This window comes from Pseudomonas sp. p106, from assembly GCF_003936645.1.
Classification (GTDB): domain Bacteria; phylum Pseudomonadota; class Gammaproteobacteria; order Pseudomonadales; family Pseudomonadaceae; genus Aquipseudomonas; species Aquipseudomonas putida_E.
The window spans coordinates 90,611-112,270 of the sequence record NZ_RHQR01000019.1; the positions used below are offsets into that span (position 1 = coordinate 90,611).

Annotated in this window: 18 protein-coding genes and 2 pseudogenes; 3 read left to right on the forward strand and 17 right to left on the reverse strand. The window is 61.5% G+C overall.

From position 1 onward, the window contains the following. The first annotated feature begins 15 nt into the window (after positions 1 to 15). Positions 16 to 681 carry an isoprenoid biosynthesis glyoxalase ElbB gene (elbB, locus tag EGJ09_RS21150; protein WP_115273149.1) on the forward strand — a complete coding sequence of 222 codons (666 nt, stop codon included), beginning with the start codon at positions 16 to 18 and terminating at the stop codon, positions 679 to 681. Here elbB and EGJ09_RS21155 read toward each other — a convergent pair whose 3' ends face one another. The 3 genes from EGJ09_RS21155 to EGJ09_RS21165 form a co-directional block, all read right to left on the reverse strand. Continuing rightward, positions 682 to 1,134, reverse strand: coding sequence for a YaiI/YqxD family protein (locus EGJ09_RS21155; protein WP_012316798.1), 453 nt, complete (start codon positions 1,132 to 1,134; stop codon positions 682 to 684). Between the two features lie 287 nt (positions 1,135 to 1,421). Next, the gene (locus EGJ09_RS21160) at positions 1,422 to 1,670 is read right to left on the reverse strand and encodes a DUF3077 domain-containing protein (protein ID WP_115273150.1); all 249 of its coding nucleotides are present in this window, start codon (positions 1,668 to 1,670) and stop codon (positions 1,422 to 1,424) included. After that, entirely contained in the window at positions 1,667 to 1,930 is a 264-nt protein-coding gene (locus tag EGJ09_RS21165) for a hypothetical protein (protein WP_012316800.1), read from the reverse strand. Before EGJ09_RS21165 ends, EGJ09_RS21160 begins: the two co-directional genes overlap by 4 nt. A gap of 518 nt (positions 1,931 to 2,448) precedes the next feature. Here EGJ09_RS21165 and EGJ09_RS21170 point away from each other — a divergent pair. Then, a complete protein-coding gene (locus EGJ09_RS21170; protein WP_125924705.1) occupies positions 2,449 to 2,904 on the forward strand; it encodes a transposase in 456 nt (151 codons plus the stop codon). A gap of 6 nt (positions 2,905 to 2,910) precedes the next feature. On the opposite strand, the pseudogene EGJ09_RS27075 reads toward EGJ09_RS21170, so the two are convergent. From EGJ09_RS27075 to EGJ09_RS21205, 8 genes and pseudogenes are all read right to left on the reverse strand, one after another. Continuing rightward, positions 2,911 to 3,096: pseudogene (locus tag EGJ09_RS27075) on the reverse strand (hypothetical protein); the annotation flags it as partial. A 277-nt stretch (positions 3,097 to 3,373) separates the two neighbouring features. Continuing rightward, positions 3,374 to 4,354, reverse strand: coding sequence for an RHS repeat-associated core domain-containing protein (locus EGJ09_RS21175; protein WP_125924706.1), 981 nt, complete (start codon positions 4,352 to 4,354; stop codon positions 3,374 to 3,376). Positions 4,355 to 4,454: 100 nt separating this feature from the next. Beyond that, positions 4,455 to 5,876 (reverse strand): efflux transporter outer membrane subunit, encoded by a 1,422-nt coding sequence (locus tag EGJ09_RS21180; protein WP_125924707.1) that lies wholly within the window; start codon positions 5,874 to 5,876, stop codon positions 4,455 to 4,457. Further along, complete coding sequence (locus EGJ09_RS21185) at positions 5,873 to 6,748, reverse strand: HlyD family secretion protein (RefSeq protein ID WP_046788348.1); 876 nt, start codon at positions 6,746 to 6,748, stop codon at positions 5,873 to 5,875. Before EGJ09_RS21185 ends, EGJ09_RS21180 begins: the two co-directional genes overlap by 4 nt. Continuing rightward, positions 6,745 to 6,957, reverse strand: coding sequence for a DUF1656 domain-containing protein (locus tag EGJ09_RS21190; RefSeq protein WP_008096887.1), 213 nt, complete (start codon positions 6,955 to 6,957; stop codon positions 6,745 to 6,747). Before EGJ09_RS21190 ends, EGJ09_RS21185 begins: the two co-directional genes overlap by 4 nt. Continuing rightward, positions 6,954 to 9,041, reverse strand: coding sequence for an FUSC family protein (locus EGJ09_RS21195; RefSeq protein WP_125924708.1), 2,088 nt, complete (start codon positions 9,039 to 9,041; stop codon positions 6,954 to 6,956). The genes EGJ09_RS21190 and EGJ09_RS21195 overlap by 4 nt, the downstream gene beginning before the upstream one ends. After that, positions 9,038 to 9,490 carry a MarR family winged helix-turn-helix transcriptional regulator gene (locus EGJ09_RS21200; RefSeq protein ID WP_046788346.1) on the reverse strand — a complete coding sequence of 151 codons (453 nt, stop codon included), beginning with the start codon at positions 9,488 to 9,490 and terminating at the stop codon, positions 9,038 to 9,040. Before EGJ09_RS21200 ends, EGJ09_RS21195 begins: the two co-directional genes overlap by 4 nt. 102 nt (positions 9,491 to 9,592) lie before the next feature. Further along, positions 9,593 to 10,390: a tetratricopeptide repeat protein gene (locus tag EGJ09_RS21205; protein WP_046788345.1), complete on the reverse strand. Its 798-nt coding sequence runs from the start codon at positions 10,388 to 10,390 to the stop codon at positions 9,593 to 9,595. 206 nt (positions 10,391 to 10,596) lie between these two features. On the opposite strand from EGJ09_RS21205, the gene EGJ09_RS21210 reads away from it, so the two are divergent. Further along, positions 10,597 to 11,154 carry a WYL domain-containing protein gene (locus tag EGJ09_RS21210; protein WP_125924709.1) on the forward strand — a complete coding sequence of 186 codons (558 nt, stop codon included), beginning with the start codon at positions 10,597 to 10,599 and terminating at the stop codon, positions 11,152 to 11,154. Between the two features lie 11 nt (positions 11,155 to 11,165). On the opposite strand, the gene EGJ09_RS21215 is transcribed toward EGJ09_RS21210, so the two are convergent. From EGJ09_RS21215 to EGJ09_RS26940, 6 genes and pseudogenes are all read right to left on the reverse strand, one after another. Continuing rightward, complete coding sequence (locus EGJ09_RS21215; RefSeq protein ID WP_125924710.1) at positions 11,166 to 12,029, reverse strand: ABC transporter permease; 864 nt, start codon at positions 12,027 to 12,029, stop codon at positions 11,166 to 11,168. A 14-nt stretch (positions 12,030 to 12,043) separates the two neighbouring features. Continuing rightward, positions 12,044 to 12,906 (reverse strand): annotated as a pseudogene (locus EGJ09_RS21220) (ABC transporter ATP-binding protein). Between the two features lie 6 nt (positions 12,907 to 12,912). Next, positions 12,913 to 13,929, reverse strand: coding sequence for an ABC transporter substrate-binding protein (locus EGJ09_RS21225; protein WP_125924711.1), 1,017 nt, complete (start codon positions 13,927 to 13,929; stop codon positions 12,913 to 12,915). 17 nt (positions 13,930 to 13,946) lie between these two features. Beyond that, complete coding sequence (locus EGJ09_RS21230; RefSeq protein ID WP_125924712.1) at positions 13,947 to 14,846, reverse strand: TauD/TfdA family dioxygenase; 900 nt, start codon at positions 14,844 to 14,846, stop codon at positions 13,947 to 13,949. Positions 14,847 to 15,063: 217 nt separating this feature from the next. Then, positions 15,064 to 15,405: a hypothetical protein gene (locus tag EGJ09_RS21235; RefSeq protein WP_039603601.1), complete on the reverse strand. Its 342-nt coding sequence runs from the start codon at positions 15,403 to 15,405 to the stop codon at positions 15,064 to 15,066. A 156-nt stretch (positions 15,406 to 15,561) separates the two neighbouring features. Continuing rightward, positions 15,562 to 21,660: immunoglobulin-like domain-containing protein (locus EGJ09_RS26940; RefSeq protein WP_371928098.1), on the reverse strand; the 6,099-nt coding region annotated here is incomplete at its 5' end.

The window sequence follows — 21,660 nt, forward strand, 5'->3', positions numbered from 1 at the left end:
ACTGGAGTAATGAGCATGACGAAAAAAGTAGCGGTGATTCTTTCCGGCTGTGGCGTCTACGATGGCGCCGAAATCCATGAAAGCGTGATCACCCTGCTGCGCCTCGACCAGCGCGGCGCACAGGTGCAGTGCTTCGCGCCGAACATCGCGCAGATGCACGTGATCAACCACCTCACCGGTGAGCAGATGCCTGAGTCGCGCAATGTGCTGGTGGAATCGGCGCGCATCGCCCGCGGCGAGGTCAAGGACATCAGCGAGGCCAGGGCCGAGGACTTCGATGCGCTGATTGTGCCGGGTGGTTTCGGGGCGGCGAAGAACCTGTCCGACTTTGCCGTCGAAGGTAGCGATTGCACGGTCAACCCGCAGGTACTGGCCTTGGCCGAGGCCTTTGCCGAAGCTTGCAAGCCGGTTGGCCTGATGTGCATTTCACCGGCACTGGCGGCCAAGATCTACGGCCCTGGCGTGGTTTGCACCATCGGGAACGATGCCGATACTGCTGCTGCGGTGACCAAGATGGGTGGCACCCATGAAGAGTGCGATGTGCATGACATTGTCGAGGACACCCAGCGCAAGCTGGTGACCACGCCGGCGTACATGGTGGCCAAGTCGATCAGCGAGGCGGCTGGCGGCATTTACAAGCTGGTGGATCGCGTGCTGGAAATGACCCACGAGGCTGACTGATCAGCCCTTGGCCAAGCGGGCCAGAATACGGTCCAGCGCATTGGCGAACGCCTGCTTTTCGCGTTCGCCATAAGGCCCCTGCCCTCCGCCGGCCTGGCCCTGCTCGCGCAACTCGGTAAACAGGTTGCGCACTGCCAGCCGGTCGCCCATGTTGCGCTCGTCGAATTCACGGCCACGTGGGTCCAGCGCCGCTACCCCCTTCTTGATCAGGCGGTCGGCAAGCGGCACGTCGCTGCAGATGACCAGCTCACCTGGCACGGCGTGCTCGACCAGGTAATCATCGGCGGCATCCATGCCGCTGGGTACCACGATCAGCCGCACAACGGCGAAGGCCGGTTTGGCCACGGCCTGCCCGGCCACCATGACCACCTCGAGCTTGCGCTTGAGGGCGAATTTGACGATCAGGTCCTTGGCTGCCTTGGGGCACGCGTCGGCGTCGATCCATATGCGCATTGCGTTTTCCTCTTGAAGCAGGAGGGGCTTTGCCCGATGCCGTTCAGTTGAGCGATTTGGGGCCGCTTTGCGGCCCATCGCCGGCAAGCCAGCTCCCACAGGTATCGCGCAGCTCTTGAGCTCTGCGCTGTACCTGTGTGGCCGGCTTGCCGGCGATGGGCTGCGTAGCAGCCCCGAAACGGCCATGTTACTCGTCCCGGCGAAAGAAACACGCAATGGCACATCTATTTCAATGGCCCTGTGCAGTTGCAGAAGCAGCAATCGCAACAAATGGAGCCTGCGCAGCCTCAGTGAGCCTCGTTCATCCCCCGCTCCAGATCATCGATCAATGCCTTGGCCATCTCGCTGAGAATCCGCGCCGCGCTGCCAGCGATACGGTCGTTTTCCATTTCCGCTTCGGTGGTGAGGTGGCGGATGCAGCCGAGCAGTACGGAAAGCTGCGAGAACGCATGATCGAACGGAACATCAGGCCTGAGGCTGAACAGGTCGAAGGTTTCTACGCCTGCCGTTGATGCTTGGTTGAGGCCCTCGCTCATTGTGATGCTCCTTGCGCACCGGCGTGCTCGTTCAGCGCATTGATCATCCGGCACAGCAGGCGGATGTTCATGCCCATGGCGTCACGCACAGGGCCTTGCGGGCTGTCGAGCAGCACGCTGGAGGTCTGTTTGATGGTCAGGGTCAAAGCGCAGATGAGTGCGTTGCACTCTTGGGTGTTGGGCGGTTCCGGGAGCGAGATGGCGGGAGGGTCGAGCAGAAGCAGGGCAGATGGAGGTGGGTCTGGGACGAGCTTTTTCATGGCGGATCTCCGTATGTTGGGCTGACCTGCCTTCCTCCTCGTCTCACGGATTTGGGTGGCAGTCGTGCACGGGGTGAGACCCGGGACATACGGTAACCCCGGCCAGACCGAAGCCTGCCCGCGCACGACCGCCATGGAGCGGCGCTACCGAATGTGAACCGGGTGTCTCACGCCCGATCGCCTTGCGAGGCGACCCGAGGACATTATTCCCGGAGCGCTTGCCAGCCAAGACGGCACCTTCCGATAGGCGTCGTAGGATAAGTCGCCAGAGTGAAAAAACTGAAGCATTTGGTTTAAGGTTCAGAAATGTCTTACGGCTTGCGACTGCTGCGAGGGCTTCGCCCTCGATCGCCGGCAAGCCGGCTCCCACAAGTACAGTGCAGACCTCAAGAACTGCGCGTTCCCTGTGGGCTTGCCGGCGATTGGCCACCCCGCGGAAACAGCAGGTACCAATTGAGCCCAACCTGATAAAACCGTCGCTACTAGCCTGATAGGCGAACCATCAGGAGGCAGGGAACATGGATCGTCCCCATTCAAATCAGCTAAGGCTTGGCCGGTTCTCAGAAAGGCATCGGTTGTACCTTCTCACCAGCACCACATTGCACAGGGCCCCTGTACTGGGTGGGTTTCACTCGGCCCGCTTGTTGGTCAGCCAGCTACGCCAGGCCGAGGCAGAAGGTGCGGCGCGGTCTTTAGCCTGGGTGGTAATGCCTGATCATTTCCACTGGTTGATCGAGCTGGGGCCGGTGAGCCTGAAAACGTTGATGCGGCGGGTGAAGTCGCACAGCACCTGTGGCATCAACCGCCATCTCGGGCGATATGGGAGGCTTTGGCAGAAGGGGTTTCATGACCGGGCGTTGCGGCGAGAAGAGGACGTGCAGGCTGTGGCGCGGTACATCGTCTTGAACCCTATGCGCGCAGGTCTGGTTGAGCGGGTGGGGGATTATCCGCATTGGGATGCGATCTGGGTTTGACTGCCATGGCTCCATCGCCTGCCCCGTGTCACCGTGGCAGATCGAGCAGTTGTGTGCATACAACGAAGCACCACGGGCGGGGTCCGGGGTAATCACCGGCGCCTGACGGACTTCGTAGGCCACGGCCAGGCGCGCGCCCAACTGGCCGTCACGCACGGTCGGCGGATAGTCGGCACCGATATAGTCGAGCAAACCCTAAAAATCATAATTTTCCTTGTAGCGTGAGAAAAATTTGCCTGATGATGCCGAAGTGAGGATTTCCGCAATGAAGGCTGTCGGCTACTCACGTTTAAACCGGGTGTCTCACGCCCGATCACCTTGCAAGGTGGACCTGAGCACAGTATTCCGGGAACACTTTCCAGCCAAAACGGCACCTTCCGACAGACGCCGTAGGATAATTCGACCGAAGCATTTGGTTTTATATTCGGAAATTTCTTACGACTGCAGGGTTGGCAATATGCCGCGTACGCTACGCATGCCCTCCCACCTGGCGAATAATCACGGTTTTACCCTCCACCTCAAAGTGAACACGGGTACCGCCATTGAGGCGGAACTGATAAATCCCTAAATCTTTCCTATAAAGTTTGTAGTCTACATCACCTAAAGGCAATACAGCTTCCCAAGGCGGCAGCCCCTTATTGTGAATCGAATTTTGAAATTCATCGAATTTCTGCTGCTCAACTTTAGTCAGTACTTTCAAATTTTTTCTCACGTCCGCCTTGTTTAGTTTCCAGCCTTGGTTTTCTTCTGAGAATGCGTTTGAAAATACAGAGCTTGGTGAGCTGTACCGTTCACCCAATGGAGGGCTCCCTCCTGACAAGGGGGAGGGGGAGGATAATAATGACGAGCTGGAGGCAGTCGAAATAGATCGGTTCATCGCAGGCTTCCTCGAAGCGAGGGTCTTCTGCGAATTGGGAGACACAATCAATGAGTGAGGCCTTTTCATGTGTGCCGGCAATACTCCCTTAGTAGGCATATGCCCGGTCGGGTCACTGAAATTGACAGGATCACCGGAGACATACGCATAGCCATTCAACCCACCCTCGCCAAATGGGCTCAAGCTGTCAGTACTTTGAAAGCGCATCAGCACAGGGTTGTACAGACGATAGCCCAAACCTAGAAAATAGTGCCCTGTCACAGCGTCCCGTGTTTCTCCATTGAAACCGGGCAACCCTGGGAGATCGGCGCTTTCCTGCTTGGAGCCGTAAGGTGGGTAGGCAAAACTTTGTGCTTCGCCGCTTACCGAAGCCACGAGCACAGAGTCTTTGGCGTCCATCGTAAGCACTACGGTTTGCAGTGCGTTGTCGTCACAACGCAACTGCGCTAACAGTAAGCCCCTCGCCCGCAACACCGTTCGCGTTGACCGGCCCTCCACCTGTGTCACAAGCCGGTCTTGCGCGTAAAAAAACTGGGTACAGGAAAATTCTCGACCCTGCGTGTTCTGGCTCATGGTGGTTTGACCTCGTATCGGGCCCAGACCATGCTGATGCAGTTCGTGGCAGCTCGCTACTGGCAAAAGTGACAGGTATCGCCACGACCCTGTTCCACCCTCACTGCTTCACCGCAGCGCCCTTCCACCCACCGCCCAACGCCAGGAACACACCGATCTGCCCCATCGCCACCTGGCTATTGGCCGCCGCCAGCTGCGCGCGCATGTCCGTGTAGGTCCGTGTCGCCTGCAAGTCCGCCAGGAATGACTCACGCCCCGCCTGGTAATAGCGGTGCGTCTGGTCCGCCGCTTCTTTCGCCGATTTCTCCGCCTCGGCCAGCGCATCACGCCGGTCGAGCAAGGCGCTGTACTGGGCCAGGCGGGTCTGGGTTTCGCGAATGGCGTTGAGCACCACGCCGTCGAAATGCGCCAGCGCCGCCTGGGTCGAAGCCTCAGCCATGCGAATGCGGGCACGGGTGCCGTTGGTGGGGATGTTCCAGCTGATCTGCGGGCCGAAGCCCCAGCGGTTGGTCGCAGGCTCACCCAGGTTCTCGAGAATACCGATGGTACCAACCTGGGCGCCGATGCTGATGTCCGGATACAGGGCGCCCGTGGCCACGCCGATATTCGCTGTAGATGCCGCCAACTGGCGTTCGGCCTGGCGCACGTCGGGGCGGCGCTTGAGCAGCGCGGCGCCATCACCGACCGGCAACAGCTGGTTCAGGTGTGGCAGCTCGGCACACTCGGCAGTGCCGGCAGGCAGTTGCTCCACAGGTTTGGCCAGCAGCGCGGCCAAGGTATACAGGCCGGTTTCACGCTCGGCCTTGAAGCGCGGCAACTCTGCGCGCAGCGATTTGAACTGGGTCTGCGAGCGAGTGACCTGGGTTTCGTCACCCCGGCCAGCATCACGCAGACGCTGGTTGAGCTGTACGCTCTGCTGCTGCAAATCGAGCGACTCGCGGGCGATGTGGTATTCCTCGTTGGCCGAACACACCTGGGTGTAGGCCTTGACCACATCGGCCACCAACGTGATGCGGGCGGTATCGGCAGCGGCCTGCACAGCGTCGGCATTGGCTTTGGCCGCTTCGGTGCCACGCTTGAAGGTACCCCAGAGGTCAAACTGGTAGGAAGCGCTGATGATCGCATCACCGATGTTGGCCACTGGCACCTTCTCGGTCAGCAAAAATGCCTCGCCAGACTCCTGCAACCGCTGGGCTCCGGCTTTGATGCCACCGTTGAATCCACCCTGGGACTGGGCTACCTCGACCTGGGCACGGGCCTTGGCAATGTTGGCCGCAGCCACGCGCAGTTCGGTGTTGGCACTCAACGCCTGGCGCACCAGCTCATTGAGGCGTTGATCCTGATACAGCTGCCACCAGTCCTCGGGTACCGGCGCCGACACGACGCTGGCAGCATCCTGGCGCAGCGGCCCACTGAGGTCGCTGCGCTGCACTGCCGCGTCCTTGGGTACTTCATAGTCCGGGCCTACCATCATGCAGGCCCCAAGAGACAGGCACAAGCCAACCAGGATCAGCTGTTTCATGGGCGCGGGCCCTCGATGATCGACACCGTGGCGGTACGCCCGGCGATCATGCGGAAGTCTTGCGGCACTTCATCGAAAGCGATGCGCACCGGGATCCGCTGGGCCAGGCGCACCCAGCTGAACGCCGGGTTGACGTTGGGCAGCAGGTTGCTGCCGCTGCTGCGATCGCGGTCCTCGATACCGGCGGCAAAGCTCTGCACATGGCCACGCAGGCGAGTGTTGTCGCCCATTACGCGGATGTCCACAGCATCGCCAATGTGGATGCCGCCCAATTTGGTCTCTTCGAAATAGCCATCGACGTGATACGAAGCACTGTCTACGACCGAAAGCACGGGGCGGCCAGCCGTGACGAATTCGTGGTTTCGCGGCGCGCGGTCGTTGAGGTAACCGTCCACCGGGCTGCGCACCACCGAACGGTCCAGGTTGAGCTGGGCGGTGTCGACCGCCACTTGGGCCTCGCTCACCGCCGAACGGGCACGGGCCTCGCGGGACTGGCTTTCTTCCAGTTGCTCGGCCGCCACCAGGTTGCCCAGCTTGCGGTTGCGCTGCGTTTCGCGAGAGGCCTGGGCCAGGGTTTCCTGGCGTTCGCCAAGGGTCGCCTTGGCCTGGCGCAGCGCCAGGGTGAAGCGGTCCTGGTCGATGGTGAACAGCACGTCGCCGCGCTTGACGGTCTGGTTGTCACGCACTTCGACTTTCTGGATCAACCCGGAAACATCCGGGGCGATCTGGATCACGTCGGCGCGGATGTGGCCGTCGCGGGTCCAGGGGGCGAACATGTAGTACACCACCATCTGCCACACGAGCACGGCGGCGAAGGTCACTACCAGCAAGGTCAGGACCACACGGCCCAGGGTCAGCAAAGGTTTTTTCATGGCAGCATCAGGCTTCGGCAAAAATGGTCCACCGCGCCAAGCAGCACGGCATACAAAGCAACGTTGAACAACGCCCGGTGCCAGACCAGGCGGTAGAAGTGCAGGCGCACCAGCACCGCGTGCACCCCGAGGAACAGCAGGTAGGTGCAGACCATCATCACCAGCAGCGTGGGCAGGAACACCCCGCTGATATCCAGTTCACCGATCACAGGGGCGCTCCGTCGAGCCCGGGGGGCAGTTGCGGTTGTTCGGCAGGCTCGAGCATCACCTCGACACCCGGCAGCAATGCCAGGCGCAGGCCGCTCAGGGCATGCAGCAGGTGCGTGCGGGCATCGCCACGTTCGTACAGTTCATCCAGGTTCAGCGCCAGGCGTGCCCGCTCCATGTTGCGCAGCAGCGCCGCAGGGGCATGCAGGCGCTGACCGGCACGCAGGCAGGCAGCGTAGTGGCCGCCCACTTCCTCGATCACCGTTTGCAGGCGCTCGCGGGCCTGGGTGCCTGTACGCGGCAGGTAGGCCAGCAGGTCGAGCAGGTTCAGGCCCACGCGCAGGTCGCGCAGGGCTGCGCCACTGTCCTGGCCGGTCTGCGACAGGCGCGGCAGGTGCTGCATCAGGCGGTCGAGCATCTGCACGCCGAGCTGGCGACGTTCGGCCAGGGTCGCCGGGGCAGTCATCTCGACGATGTCCCGCCAGGCGAAGCGAGTCATGCGTTTGGCGGCCAGTTCCACACCGAACGGGCGCATCACCAGGGTCCAGATGAATGCGAACAGAAGCCCTGCAGGGCCTGCCAGGTTGGAGTTGAGGAAGGTGAAGAAATCGGCGTCGTAGGCGCCCTGGATACTGATGAAGGTCGAGGTGTTGACGATGGTCAGCAAGGTGCCCAGGTAGAAGCGTGGCTGCACGGTCAGGGTGCCGACGCAGATGAACGGCACCGCGAAGGCCAGCACCAGCATCGGGAAATCGTGCAGGTTGGGCAGCACCAGGAACAGGTACAGGCTGGAGAAGATGACCGACATCAACGTCCAGAAGAAGAACCGGTAGATCTGCGGTGCCGGGTCGTCCATGGCGGCGAAGAAGCTGCACGACACGGCGGCGAGGATCACCGCGCTGGCGCCGTCGTTCCAGCCCAGGCCGATCCACAGGCCGCAGGCGACGATGATTGCCAGCACGGTGGAAACCACCGAATAAAGCATCAAGCCACGGTCGAAGAACGGTGTCAGGCGGCCCAGGCGCCAGTGGCGGTAGACCGCGCGCCAGGGCTTGGGGTCATCCGTGCGCAAGGCGTGCTGCAAGGTACAGCAGTCCTGCCACAGGTCGGCCCATTCGGTCAGCCGGTAAAGCGCATTGGACAGCAACAATTCGGCGCGCTGGTCGAGCGCGGCGGCGCCGGGCTGCAGGCGGTCGATCTGTTCGTGCAGGGCAGTCCAGCGAGCTACCGAGGCGCTTTGTGCTGTGCCCTCGAGCCATTCGCGGGCGGCGGCGAGCACTGGTTGCAGCTGGGCGAACTGCGCCGGGGCGCGGCCTTCGAGCGCCACCAGGGCGTCGTCAAGGGCGTCGATCACCGGCAGCAGATGGATCATGCGCCCGCGCAGCTCGCGGGCGTTCTTCAAGGTATGCGGGCCTGCACCCTCGTGGCCGAGCTGGCCAATCATCAACTCCAGCGAGTTGAAGGTGGCAACCATGGCACCACGCATGCCACCCACTTTGTCCGCAGCAACATCACGGGCGAGGTAGGTATCGCTGTAGCGGATCGCTTCACTGAACCAGCTTCCGGTCGCGCCAACCACCACGGGCGCCAGGCGTCGTGGCCAGAAAATCGCGCCGACCACGGCTGCGCAGACAATCCCCAGGCAGATTTCCTGGGCACGTGAAGAAGCAACGTCGAACACTGCCAGCGGGTTGTCGACCACCGCCAGGGCGATCATTGGCAGCGTATAGCCGGCCAGCATCAGCACGTAGTTGTTCGCGGTGCGCAGGTTCAGCGAGAGGTACAGCAATGTGCCAGTCCACAGGGCGATCGCGACGGTCAGCAACAACGGCGACTGCACCAGCGGCGGCACCAGGAAGATTGCCCCGCCAGCGCCGAGCAGCGTGCCAAGGGCCCGATACAGGGCCTTGGAGCTGGTAGGCCCAACGAATGGGCTGGAAACGATGTAGACGGTTGCCATCGCCCAGTAGGGGCGCGGCAGCTGCATGAGCAGTGCGATGTACAGCGCGATCATCGACGCGGCAAAGGTACGCACACCATAGAACCAGTCGCGGGCCGGCGGTACCGAACTGAAGAAACCGTTCATGCCACCCCGCCAGTGCTTCCAAGGCCTGCTGCCTCGAAGGCGCGGAGCACGCGCAAGGCGGCATGCAGGTCGGCCTCATCGATACCCTGCAGCACTTCGTGGCGTACGCGCACCAGTTCGGCTTCGATGGCTTCGGCCAAGGCACGGCCCTCGGCTGTCAGGCTCAGGGCCTTGGCACGGCGGTCCAGCGGATCCTCGCTGCGGCATACCAGGCCAGCCTTGCACAGCTGGTCAAGCAGGCGCACAAGCGACGGGCTTTCCAGGCCAGCGGCCTGAGCCACGGCTACCTGGTGCACGCCATCGCCCAGGCGCACGATCATCAGCAAGGGTGCGGCGCAGGCTTCGGAAATGCCGTAGCTGGTCAGGGCCGTATGGCAGATGCGCCGCCAATGGCGGGCGGCAACGACCATGCCGGTGCTGACTTGCAGGCGCAGTGAGTCAAGCGTCATGTAAAGAACCAAGGATATTCATAGTTTGCTAACTATCAATATACGCCTGGCCCTCCCCCTGTCGTCAACCGGGAGCGACGGGGGGAGTACATGAATTGTTGTTCATTGAGGCTGAACCTGGTCCTCCAACTTCATCGCCAGCGCCAACGTGCTGCCCATCTGCACTGCGCGATCCCGCCAATCCAGATAGCGCGCCGCATCGCAACGGCTGAAATGCACTGCCAGCTCCTCGGCCGCCTGCATGACCCCGGTCGCTGCCGCCAGCTCCAGCCAGTACAGCCCGGCCTTGATATCAGCGTCCACACTCAGGCCATGCAACAAACGGTAGCCCACCTCGAAGCGGCAACGCACCTCGCCCCGTTCGGCCCCACGAAGAAACCACTGGTAAGCCTGAGCCAGATCGACCTGCCAGCCCAGTTGCGCATCGCACACTTCTTCCTCGTACAAATCGCCGAGTGCGGCGGCTGCATCGAGCATGCCCCGGTCAAAGGCATGGCGATAACACTCTGCGGCCTGGACGTAGGAAACCTCCACACCCTTGCCGAAGTAGTGCTGCTGCCCCAGGTTGAACCAGGCCGCGGCATTGCCCTGCATGGCCGCCATGCGCAGCAGGTGCCCGGCCAGCACGGTGTCGGCACGCCAGTACTTGCCATTGAGCCAGACCCAGCCCAGGTCATTGAGCGCCGCCACATGGCCGGCCAGCGCTTGATGGCGCAGGTCGGCATACACCGCTTGCAGGTCCGCCGCTTCGTCCAGGCGGTTGACCAGCAGCGCCCGCTGGCTGGGCAACCCCACCCCGGCGAACAGCCGCTGCCGCCTGCCAGCGGGGGTCGGCGCGGGAATGACCTGCTCAGGCAGAAGACGGGCGAGCAGCGAGTGGATATTGCTGACAGCTGACATGTTCATCCTCATTGAACGACCCACAGGCCTTACTGCGGCTGTGATGAGGCGTGATTCTGCGCGACGTCACGTCAAAACCTGTCGCGAACGATTCGGCGCCAGGCAACCAATTGGCGGTTCCTTGATCTGAACGGATCGTGGCTAATTGCCATGACCCACTAATGCCGCCATCCTGATGCGGCAAGCCTAGACAAGGACGTTACCTTTTGCCGTTCGCCACCACCCGCGCCACCCTCAGCCGTCAGTGGGCGCTGCTGCGCCAGCTACCCAGCCGTTCCCCGGGCATTACCAGCGCAGAACTGGTGTGGCGCCTGCGCGATGTGGGTTTCACCGTCAGCAAACGCACGGTGGAACGCGACCTCAATGAGCTGTCGTTGATCTTCCCGCTGGAGCGCAACGACAAGAGCATTCCGTTCGGCTGGCACTGGTCGGCGAATGCCTTGGGCGAGCTGCGCGGGAATTTCGACCTGCAGGGCTACTTGCGCGGTGAGGCGCTACAACCGGCGCAAGGTGGTGGGCTGGCGCTGCAAGCCTGGGTCAACGACAGGGTGGCACGACAGTTGCGGGATCAGCCGTTGAGTGCAGACATGCAGCTGACTGCCCTGGAGCACGGGCATCGGCTGCAGGCCACGATGGAAGATAGCTGGGCGTTACGCTGGTGGGTGTTGAGCCAGGGGGACGGGGTGAAGGTGGAGCAGCCGGATGAACTGCGCAGTGAGATTGCCAAGACCCTGAGCAATGCGGCTGCGCAGTACCAAAATTAGGCCGCTACAGATCAGCGCTGCATCCCCCAGCGCCGCACGGTCACCCGTTCCAGGGTATTGAACACCAACCCCTCGACCAGCAGCCCAATCAGGATCACCACCGCCAACCCGGCAAAAACCTTGTCGGTATACAGCTCGTTGCGGTTCTGGAAGATGTACCAACCCAGCCCGCCCTTGCCGCTGCTCGCGCCGAACACCAGCTCGGCGGCGATCAGCGTGCGCCAGGCAAATGCCCAGCCGATCTTCAGCCCCGACAGGATCGACGGCAGTGCCGCGGGCACCAGGAGGTGCAGCACCAGCCGCAGCCCTTTGAGGCCATAGTTGCGGCCAGCCATGCGCAAGGTTTCAGAAACGCCAAGAAAACCCGCGTAGGTATTCAGCGCCAGCGCCCAAAGCACCGAGTGCACCAGCACGAAGATCAGGCTGTTGTCGCCCAGCCCGAACCACAGCAGGGCCAGCGGCAGCAGGGCAATCGCGGGCAACGGGTTGAACATCGAGGTCAGCGTGCCCAGCAGATCGCGCCCAAGCTGGGTCGATACCGCAAGGCTGGTAAGGCCGAATGCCAGGACGATGCCCGTCAGGTAGCCCTTGAGCAGGATTACCAGCGACACGCCGACTTTGGCCGGCAGCTCGCCGCTGCGCAGGCCGTCCCACAGCGCCGCGGCAGTCTGCAAAAAGCTCGGTAGCAGCAGGTCATTGCCCTGGTAGCGGGCAATGGCCTCCCACAGTGTTGCGATCACCACAAGGATCACCGCCTTGCGTAACCAGCCTTGCTGCCACAGGCGCTGGGCCAGCGGCAGGTTGCGTTCCAGAGGCACACTGAGCAGCGGCTCCAGCTGCACCTCGTATTCCTGACGTACAGGTGTAGTGGTCATGGCTCAAGCTCCTGTCAGTAGGCAATGCGGATGTCGTTGAAGCCCAGGTATTCGGCCTGCTCGGGGCATCGACCTCGTCGAACAACAGCCGATGGATGCGCCGGGCGCTGGCCTGAAAGTCACTGGCGCCGAGGCTGCCAAGGTCGTACTGATGGCTGTGCACCTCGGCCCGTACCCGCCCCGGATGGGGTGACAGCAACAGGATGCGGTTACCCACTACCAGCGCCTCCTCGATGGAATGGGTGACGAACAGCAAGGTGAAGCGCACCTCCTCCCACAGCAGCAGCAACTCTTCCTGCATCCTGCGCCGGGTAAGCGCATCGAGTGCGGCGAACGGCTCGTCCATCAACAGGATCTTCGGTTGCGTGGCCAGTGCACGAGCAATTGCCACGCGCGCTTTCATGCCGCCCGACAGGGTATGCGGATAAGCGTCGGCGAAAGCCGCCAGGCCAACCTTGTCCAGATAATGCAACGCTCGGTCTTCGGCCTCGGCGCGCTTGAGCTGGCCAGAAACGAGCAGCGGGAACATGACGTTCTGCTTCACCGTCTTCCACGGCGGCAGCTGGTCGAACTCCTGGAACACCACGATGCGATCGGGGCCAGGGCCGGTGACCGGCTGGCCCTGCAGCAGGATCTGCCCTTGCTGTGGGCTGATGAACCCGGCTACGGCCTTGAGCAGCGTGGACTTGCCACACCCCGAGGGGCCCAGCAAGACAAAACGGTCGGCACGGTCGACTTCGAAGCTGACCTGATGGGTGGCCCGCACCACGCGCTGCGCGGTACGGTATCCGAGGCTCAGGTTATCCACCTTGAGCAACGGCGGTGTAACCACACGGCTAAGGTTGCTGGCCGTGTGGCCTGGCAATGGGGCGGTCATGGTCGGTCAGCTCCCCTGCAGTGGGCGTTCATCCTGGAAGAAGTAATCCTTCCACGACTCAGGCTTGTGCTTGATGGCGCCTACCCGGTAGAGGAATTCGGCCAGCTTGTAGGTGTTCTTCGGCGTTACGGTGAACTCGTACTGGGGGTTGTCGATCAGCTTGATCAGCACATCGCGGTCAATCTTGGCCTTGGTGACGCGGATATAGGTATCGGCAGCCGCCTTGTCCTTCTGGGCAAAGTCCGCAGCCTCGGCCAGGGCATCGACGAACGCCTTGTAGGTCTTGGGGTTGTCGTTGCGGAATTTCTCGGTGGCAAACAGCACGGTCGGCGAGTTGGGGCCGAGCAGGTCATAGCTGTTGAGCACCACGTGCACGTCCTTGTTGGCCAGTGCCTGGTCCTGGAACGGCGGGTTGGAGAAGTGCCCGTTGAGCTCGGTGCCGCCAGCCAGCAACGCAGCGGTGGCATCTGGGTGCGGTACGGCAAGGGTGTACTTGTCGAGGCGGTTGTATTCCTTCTCGCCCCACTGCTGGGCAGCGGCGTACTGCAGGAAGCGCGATTGCACCGAGACGCCCACGGCCGGCACGGCAATGCGGTCCTTGCCGGAAATGTCGGCGATGGTCTTCACGTTCGGGTTGCTGCTGACCAGGTAGTACGGAAAGTTGCCCAGCGAGGCCACCGCCTTGACGTTCTGCCGGCCTTTGGTGCGGTCCCATACCGTCAGCAACGGCCCAACGCCGGCACCGGCGATGTCCACCGCGCCGGACAACAGCGCGTCGTTGATCGCAGCACCCCCGGATAGCTGGGCCCAGTCGACGTCGATGTCGATACCCTGCTCCTTGCCGTGCTTTTCAATCAGTTGCTGATCACGCACCACATTGAGCAGCAGATAGACAATGCCGAACTGCTCGGCAATGCGGATCTGGCCTTCGGCATGGGCCACCGTGGGGGCCGCAAGGCTGCCCACGACCAGGCTTGCACCCAGGGAGATACTTGCCGCCAGGCGGCTGATGGATTTACGCATGATGGTTTCCTCAGTCGTCAGAACGGGGCATCGCCCTGGATGGTGGTACGGAAAAGTTTGCGTCGCAGGTGCGCCGGGCAGCCTGTGGCGAGGTGGATCAGCGAGCGGTTGTCCCAGAACACCAGATCGTGTGGCTGCCATTGGTGGCGGTAGATGTTCTGTTCGAGCACGCTCAGGGCATAAAGCTGCTGCAGCACGTCGCGGCTTTCATCATCCGGCAGACCGACGATGCGGGTAGTGAACCCTTCGCTGACGAACAGTGCCTTGCGGCCGTTTTCCGGATGGGTTCGTACCACCGGATGGATCACTTCCTGCACCTGTGCAAGCTGCTCGGCGCTGAGGGTCGGGCGCCAGTTGCCTTCGAACTTGGTCTCGGCATAACGGGCGGTGTAGGAGTGCGCGGCACTGCGGCCCTCGACCTGCTTGCGCAGCGCTTGGGGTACCGCGTCCCAGGCCTTGTGCATGTCGGCGAACAGGGTGTCGCCACCTTCGCTGGGCAACTCCTGGGCGTGCAGCATGGAGCCCAGGCTTGGGAGTTCCTTGTATGACAGGTCCGAATGCCAGAACTTGCCGGCATCGCCCAGGCCGATGTTGTGGCCGTTCTCGACGATGTTGGAGACGATCAGGATCTCGGGGTGGCCTTTGAGCAGAAACTGCTTTAGCACATGGATCTGCAGTTGGCCGAAGCGGCGGCTGAAGGCAATCTGCTGTTCAGGGCTGATGCGCTGGTCGCGCAGCACCAGTACATGGTGCTCGAGGTGGGCGTGATGAATAAGGCTGAAGTCCTCGGCGTTGACCGGTTTTGCCAGGTCCAGGCCGATGATCTCGGCGCCAACGGCACCCGAGAACGGGCGGATTTCAAAGGTTTGCGGCTGAGCGCTGTGGTTGGACGACAAGGCGTTCGAGGCGACGGACATTTTTCACTCCCACGCAGTGCGCGACTTCGATGACGCGCAACGATCAGAAACGCACGGGGTTTAGCCGTGTGGGTTCAAGTCGTGCGGCGCATCGATTGGTCGACGGGTACGCAGTGGAGCGACTATAAGGTAATAAGAAAAATAGTTTAAATACCGTTAATGAATAACGATATGAGGGTGGCAGCTGTCTGCCGGGTAAGCAGGCAAGTACAGCGGATTAAATCAACCCGCCCTCCTCCTCGTCCTCGATCAGATTGTTCAAGCTGCCGAGCGCCTTGCGCGCAGTGGAGCGACTGAGCAGCTTGGCCTGGGCGCCAGGCGGCAGGTCGGTGATGCTGAACACGCCTTTGGCAGTCAGCACCTCGATCAAGTCTTCAAGCACCCGGATCATGTCCAAGTCGCTCTGCTTCAGCTGCTTCAGGCTGTTTTCGACGACATCGTCAGCAAACCACTCCTGTATCTCGGCATGATCTGCCGGGAGGATCTCCGTATGTTCGGCATAGGGTGCAGCTTCTACCCGCAGCAACTGGCCCTCGGCGTCGCGTTGCACGTAGAACATGGCGTCGTCCCTCGTCACGATGGTTCCTTGTTGGTAGTCAGCAGCATAGGCAAAGTTCATCGGGCATGACAGCCCGGCGCAGAAGTATGCGCTGCACGAAGATGCCAGAAAAGACCACTCTGCGCGGTGGCCCGGGTGGCCACCGCGCAGACGGGATCAGGAGTTATCGATCTTGATGGTGGGGTCTGCACCGCTGATCAACGAGTTGACCGTGGTATTGGACCAGTTGACCCCTTCCAGTTTGATAGACACATCGGCATTGGCCAGGCCACCCGCTGCGTTGAGCTTGCCTTCGGTGCTGACCTGCAAGGTCGAGGAACCATCGACGGTGGTGATCTTCAGGAAGTTGTCGATAGTGCTGGCCTTCTCACCCTGCAGCAGGTCGCGCAGATCGAGACGGTCACCCTCGCTGACTTTGAAGTCCTTGATCACGTCACTGCCAATGTCACCGGACTTCCACACGAAGGTGTCGGCACCGCTGCCACCGATCAGCATGTCGTTGCCTTGGCCGCCGATCAGGGTGTCGTTGCCAGTGCCGCCCAGCAGCATGTCATTACCTTTGCCGCCATCGAGGGTGTCATTACCCCCTTGGCCGAAGAGGATGTCATTGCCTGCGCCCCCCATCAGGGTGTCGGCGCCATCATTGCTGCCCGCAACATCGAACTCGGTGTAATGCTCGTTGATGTACTTGTGCATTGCCCGCGCATCGACATCACCCGCATCGACACCGAGTTTGTTGGCCACATAACCCTGGACTGCCTCTACACCAGTGCCGGCGACCGTAGAGAAGGTCAGCAAGTCGCCAAAGATAATGTCGTTGCCGTCACCACCGTTGACCGTGTCGTTGCCCGGCTGGGTAACTTCGGTGTGGCCGAGGATGGCGTCTGCCAGTTTGCTTGGGTCGATGTTGGCCTGTGGCTTGCCATCGGAGTCATAGGGCTTCAGGTCGTCCTTGTTCACGCCACTGTTCAGGCCTATTGCCTCCACATCGGACAAGCCAGAAAGGATCTTGAAGCTGTCAGTCGAGTTGTTGGTGGTTGCCCGGTCTGTCGAGTTGCCCGTGCCGTCTCGGGTCGACAGCTCGTATCCACCGTTACCCTCGGCATGGATAGTGGCTGTGCTCTGCGTGGACCATTTGTAGTAGTAGCCCGTGTTCCAACTCCAGTCCAACTCGCGAACCTGCATGGTCAACTTGCCGCTGCTGTCGATCGAGAGACGATTGCTGGTATCCAACTGATAGTTGGTAACGGTATCGCCCATCTTGTAGTTGATCGACGACAGGAACGTGTCGAGCTTGACGTTGGTGTTGCCCAGGTTCGGGTTGGTCTGTTCACTCGTCTGGTAATAGGTCGGCTCACCGTCAGTGATGAAGAATGTCTGGTTACTACCGGTGCTACCTGCAGCCTTGAGGTTCGCAAACCAGTTGGCGGTTGTTTTGAAGGCATCCTCATAGTTGGTGCCGCCATTGGAGTTCAACGTACCCAGCGCACTCAGCAGGGTCTTGAGGCCCGCATCGTTGAGGGTCACCGATACGCTGCTCTTGACCTGGCTTGCAAAGTCGACCAACAGAATGTTCACCGTCCCGGACTGTGAGCCCTTGACGCTTGCAGCCAAGGTCTTGAATACCGACTCCAACGATTTCTTCGCAGCATCGACGCCCGAAGAGCCCATGCTGCCCGAGGTGTCGACGATGAAGGCGATGTTGTAGTCCTGGCCCGGTACCACGTGCAGGCCGCTGACATCCGCGACCACGATGTCATTGCCATCGGTGCTGGCGACGTTATCGCTATCGGATGACAGGTTGCTGGTGGTGTACGACTGCGGGTAGACCGTGACCTTGATGCTGCCTTCGCTGGTCGCGGTGCTGCCGCCAACGCTCTCGGTGGACGTCGAGGTGACTTTCACGTCGAATTGGCCGGAGTAGTAGGCCGGTGGCTTGATGGTCAAAGTGCCCAGATTCCAACCCGTGACATCAACCGCATTGGTGCCAACGGTGAACGTATGGCCGGCATTGTCGGCAACCACCGAGCCTGCCGGGATGCCGCTGAGCTTGACGCTCAGGCTCTCGGAGCCGTCTGTGTCCGTCAGGGCGGTACTGATGCTTACCAGCTTGACCGGCGCGCCGTTCTCGCCGCCTTCGTTGAGCTTGTAGCCGTCGTAGTAACCCACGCCGTTACTGCCATGCAGGTCGGATACCGTAACCCCGGCGTTGGCCAGCGCGGCGAGGTTGGGGTACATCGGGATGTTGGCGCTGCTAAGGTCAGTGACCGCACCGTTACCCACCTTGATGTTGACGTCGAGGCTACCTGGCCCAGCCTGGTTGGCGTTGTAGACCTCCAGGGTGTAATAGCCGCTGGTGGTTGGGGTGTAGCTGCCGGAAATGCTGCCGCTGGCCGAGCCCCAGGTACCACCGGCGACGTTCTTGCCGCCGATGACGATCTGCAGGCTGTCGTCGGCGGTGCCGCTGAAGGTGTAGGTCTTGCCGGCCTCCAGATAGATCAGGCCTGAGGTCTTCGAGCCCGACCCCGGGGTGACGGTGGCCGTGGTGTCGACAGTGGTCACCTGCTCGCTCTTGCCGGCGTTGCCGGAGTTGGCGAAGACGTTCTTCAGCGCGTCGCCCGTGATGCCATTGCCGTTGGTGCCCAGGCCAGTGAGGCTGGTCCAGGTTTCCTTGGTCAGGCCCAGCGAGTTGACGTTGTTGTTGCCAATGCTCAGGTCCGGCTTGTCGGCCATCGGTGTGATATCGACCTTCAGCGTGGCTTCGCTGCCCGTGCCCTTGCCATCGGTAGGCGCGTACTTGATCTGCGCGTAGTCCACCTGCTTGTTGCCCACACCAGTACCACCGTAGCCGTCGACACCCGACTGGTTAGCCACAGGAACGAACTTGAGCTTGCCGGCGGCGATGTCGGCCTGGCTGATGGTCTGGCCTGCCTTCACATCGACCCAGCTGGTGCCGTTGTACAGCTTCAAGGTACCGGCCCCTGGCAGCTGGGTGATGGTCACCCCTAGGCTGGCGAGTGAGGAATCGACATCGCTGATGTTGAAGTCGCTCCAACCCAGCACCAGGTCGGTGTCCTCGGTTCCGGTGACCGCTCCGCCAGTGGTGGTGGGCACGTCGTTGACCGCCACGACATTGACCGTGGTGGTCGCCGTGTTCGAGGTGTTCACACCGTCGGTCACCGTGACAGTGATGATCCGAGGGGCGGTGCTCGGGTCTTCACCGGTGTTGATGAAGGTGATGTTCTTGATCGCCTGGATGTAGTCAGCCAGCGAAGCGGTTCCGCTCAGGGTCAGGACCACCTTGCCGTCGGTGCTGTTGGCATTGATCGAGATGCCATTGACGCTGTTGCCCAGGTTCAGGGCATCGCCTGGCTGGCGATTGGTCAGGGTCACCGTCGCGCCAGTCAGCATCGAGCTGTCGAAGTCGGTGATCGACACGTCGATATCGCCGATCGAAACACCGCTGCCTGGCTGGTTCTCGGTGAACGTGGTCTGGTAGTCGGCGCCGGTCTTGCCGCTCGAATCGTTGGCGTCCAGGTCCAGAGCAGGCGCCGGCTCGAAGATCTGGGTGGTGACGCTACCAGCGCTACCGCTGACCGCCAGGTTTTCGAAGTTGCCGCCGGTGGCCGAGTCGATCTTGACGGTGAACTGCTCGGTACCTTCGGTGACGTTGTCCTTGATTGTCGGGATGGTGAAGGTGGCTGAGTTGCTACCGGCTTTGATCGTTACGATGGCCACACCGGTGTAGTCGGTACCATCGGCGGCAGGGCCGGTATACGAAAGCTTCACCGTCACATCGGTTTGCGCATTGTTGCTGAGGTTCAGCGTGTAAGTTGCGTTGCCGCCTTCGGCAACAGCGGTTGTACCACTGATGCTCAGGGTGGTGGTCTGGAGGGTGTCGGTCACGGCCGTTACCGCTGCCGTGTTACTGACGACGAGGTTCTCGAAGTTGCCACCGGAAGTGCCGGTAATTTTCGCCGACACGTCACCTGCATCGATGTACACATCCTCACCGGGCGCAGCGACAATTACCGAACCTGACGTTTTGCCTGCTGCAATGTTGATGGTCTGGCCATTGCTCAGGGTGACCGTCATCGCGGTGCCTGCCGGGGTGCTCAACGTGGCGGTGTATGTGATCTGGCCACCTTCGGCGACCGTCGGCGTGGCGCTGAGGGTCAGGCTGGTATTGTCGATGGTGTCGGTGACCTTGGTCACCGCGAAAGCGCCGTCGACTGCCAGCAATTCGAAGTCGCCGCCGGTGCTTCCGTCGATCTTGACCTGTACCGAGCCGGCATCGATGTAGGGATCATCGCCGGGCGCGTTGAGGGTGATGCTGCCTTCGGTCTGACCTTTGGCAATGGAGATGGTCTCGCCATTGCTCAATTTGATGGTCATGTCAGAACCGGCCTTGTTGGACAAGGTTGCGGTATAGGTGATCTTGCCGCCTTCGGCGACCGTTGGCGTCGCGCTCAGGACAAGGCTCGTGGTGTCCTTGGTGCCCGCCACATCCGTTACCGTCGTTGACGGAGTACCAGCGGTGACCAACTTCTCGTAATTGCCGCCGTCGACCTTGGTGATGCTGTTGGTGAGTGCGGTATTGGTGTTGTAGACATTGTTCGGCGCGGTGAAGTCGACCGCGCCGGACGACTCGCCGACGCCGATGGTGATGCTCTGGCCGTTGGCCAGGGTGACGACCAGTGGGCTGCCGGTGACTGGGGCCGATACCGAGGCGGTGTAGGTGACTACGCCACCTTCGACTACCGAAGCATTGGCGGTCAGGGTCACCGTGCTAGCGTCGATCGTGTCGCTAACGTTAGTCACTGCTTCGGTCGGGCTGACCGCCAGCTGCTCGAAGTCACCACCGGTGGTACCAGTGATGGTGGCTTTGACCTGACCCGCATCTTTGTAGACGTCATCAGCCGGGGCTGGAACAGAGACCGTGCCGGAGCTTTGGCCTGCTGCGATATTGATGACCGCGCCATTGCTCAGGGTCACGGTCATCGCCGTGCCGGCTGGATTGCTCAAGGTCGCGGTGTAAACGATCTGACCGCCTTCGGCCACGTCCCCAGTCGCGCTCAGCACCAGGTTGGTGGTCGCCTGAGTAGCGGGACTGTCGGTAACCGTGGTGGTCGGAGTGCCGGCAGTGTCGAGCTGTTCGTAATTACCGCCTTCGACCTTGGTGATGCTGTTGGTCAGTGCAGTATTGGTGTTGTAGACGTTGTTCGGCGCAACGAAGTCAACCGAGCCGGACGATTCGCCCACTCCGATGGTGATGCTCTGGCCGTTGGCCAGGGTGACGACCAGTGGCGAACCAGTAACAGGAGCCGAGACCGAGGCGGTATAGGTAACCACGCCACCTTCGATCACCGAGGCATTTGCAGTCAGTGTCACGGTCGACGTGTCGAGGGTGTCGCTGACGTTAGTCACGGCCTCAGCCGGGTTGACTGCGAGGTTCTCGAAGTCACCACCGGTGGTGTCGGTGATGGTGGCTTTGACCTGGCCAGCGTCCTTGTAGACGTCATCGGCCGGGGCAGCAACGGTCACTTGGCCAGTGGTCTGGCCTGCCGCGATGTTGATGGTCGCGCCGTTGCTCAAGGTCACGGTCATCGCCGTGCCAGCTGGGTTGCTCAGGGTCGCGGTGTAGACGATCTGACCGCCTTCAGCCACATCGCCAGTTGCGCTCAGCACCAGGTTGGTAGTGGCCTGAGTAGCCGGGCTGTCGGTAACCGTGGTGGTCGGAGTGCCGGCGGTATCGAGTTGTTCGTAGTTACCGCCCTCGACCTTGGTAATACTGTTGGTCAGTGCAGTATTGGTGTTGTAGACGTTGTTTGGCGCAACGAAGTCGACTGAACCGGACGACTCGCCGACGCCGATGGTGATGCTTTGGCCGTTGGCCAGGGTGACGACCAGCGGCGAACCAGTAACAGGAGCCGACACGGAGGCGGTGTACGTAACCACGCCACCTTCGACTACCGAAGCATTGGCGGTCAGGGTCACCGTGCTGGTATCGAGGGTATCGCTGACATTGGTCACGGCTTCAGCCGGATTCACCGCGAGGTTCTCGAAATCACCACCGGTTGTGCCAGTGATGGTGGCTTTGACCTGACCAGCGTCCTTGTAGACGTCATCGGCCGGGGCTGGGACAGCGACCGTACCGGAGGTCTGACCTGCTGCGATATTGATGGTCGCGCCGTTGCTCAAGGTCACGGTCATCGCCGTGCCGGCTGGATTGCTCAGGGTCGCGGTGTAGACGAT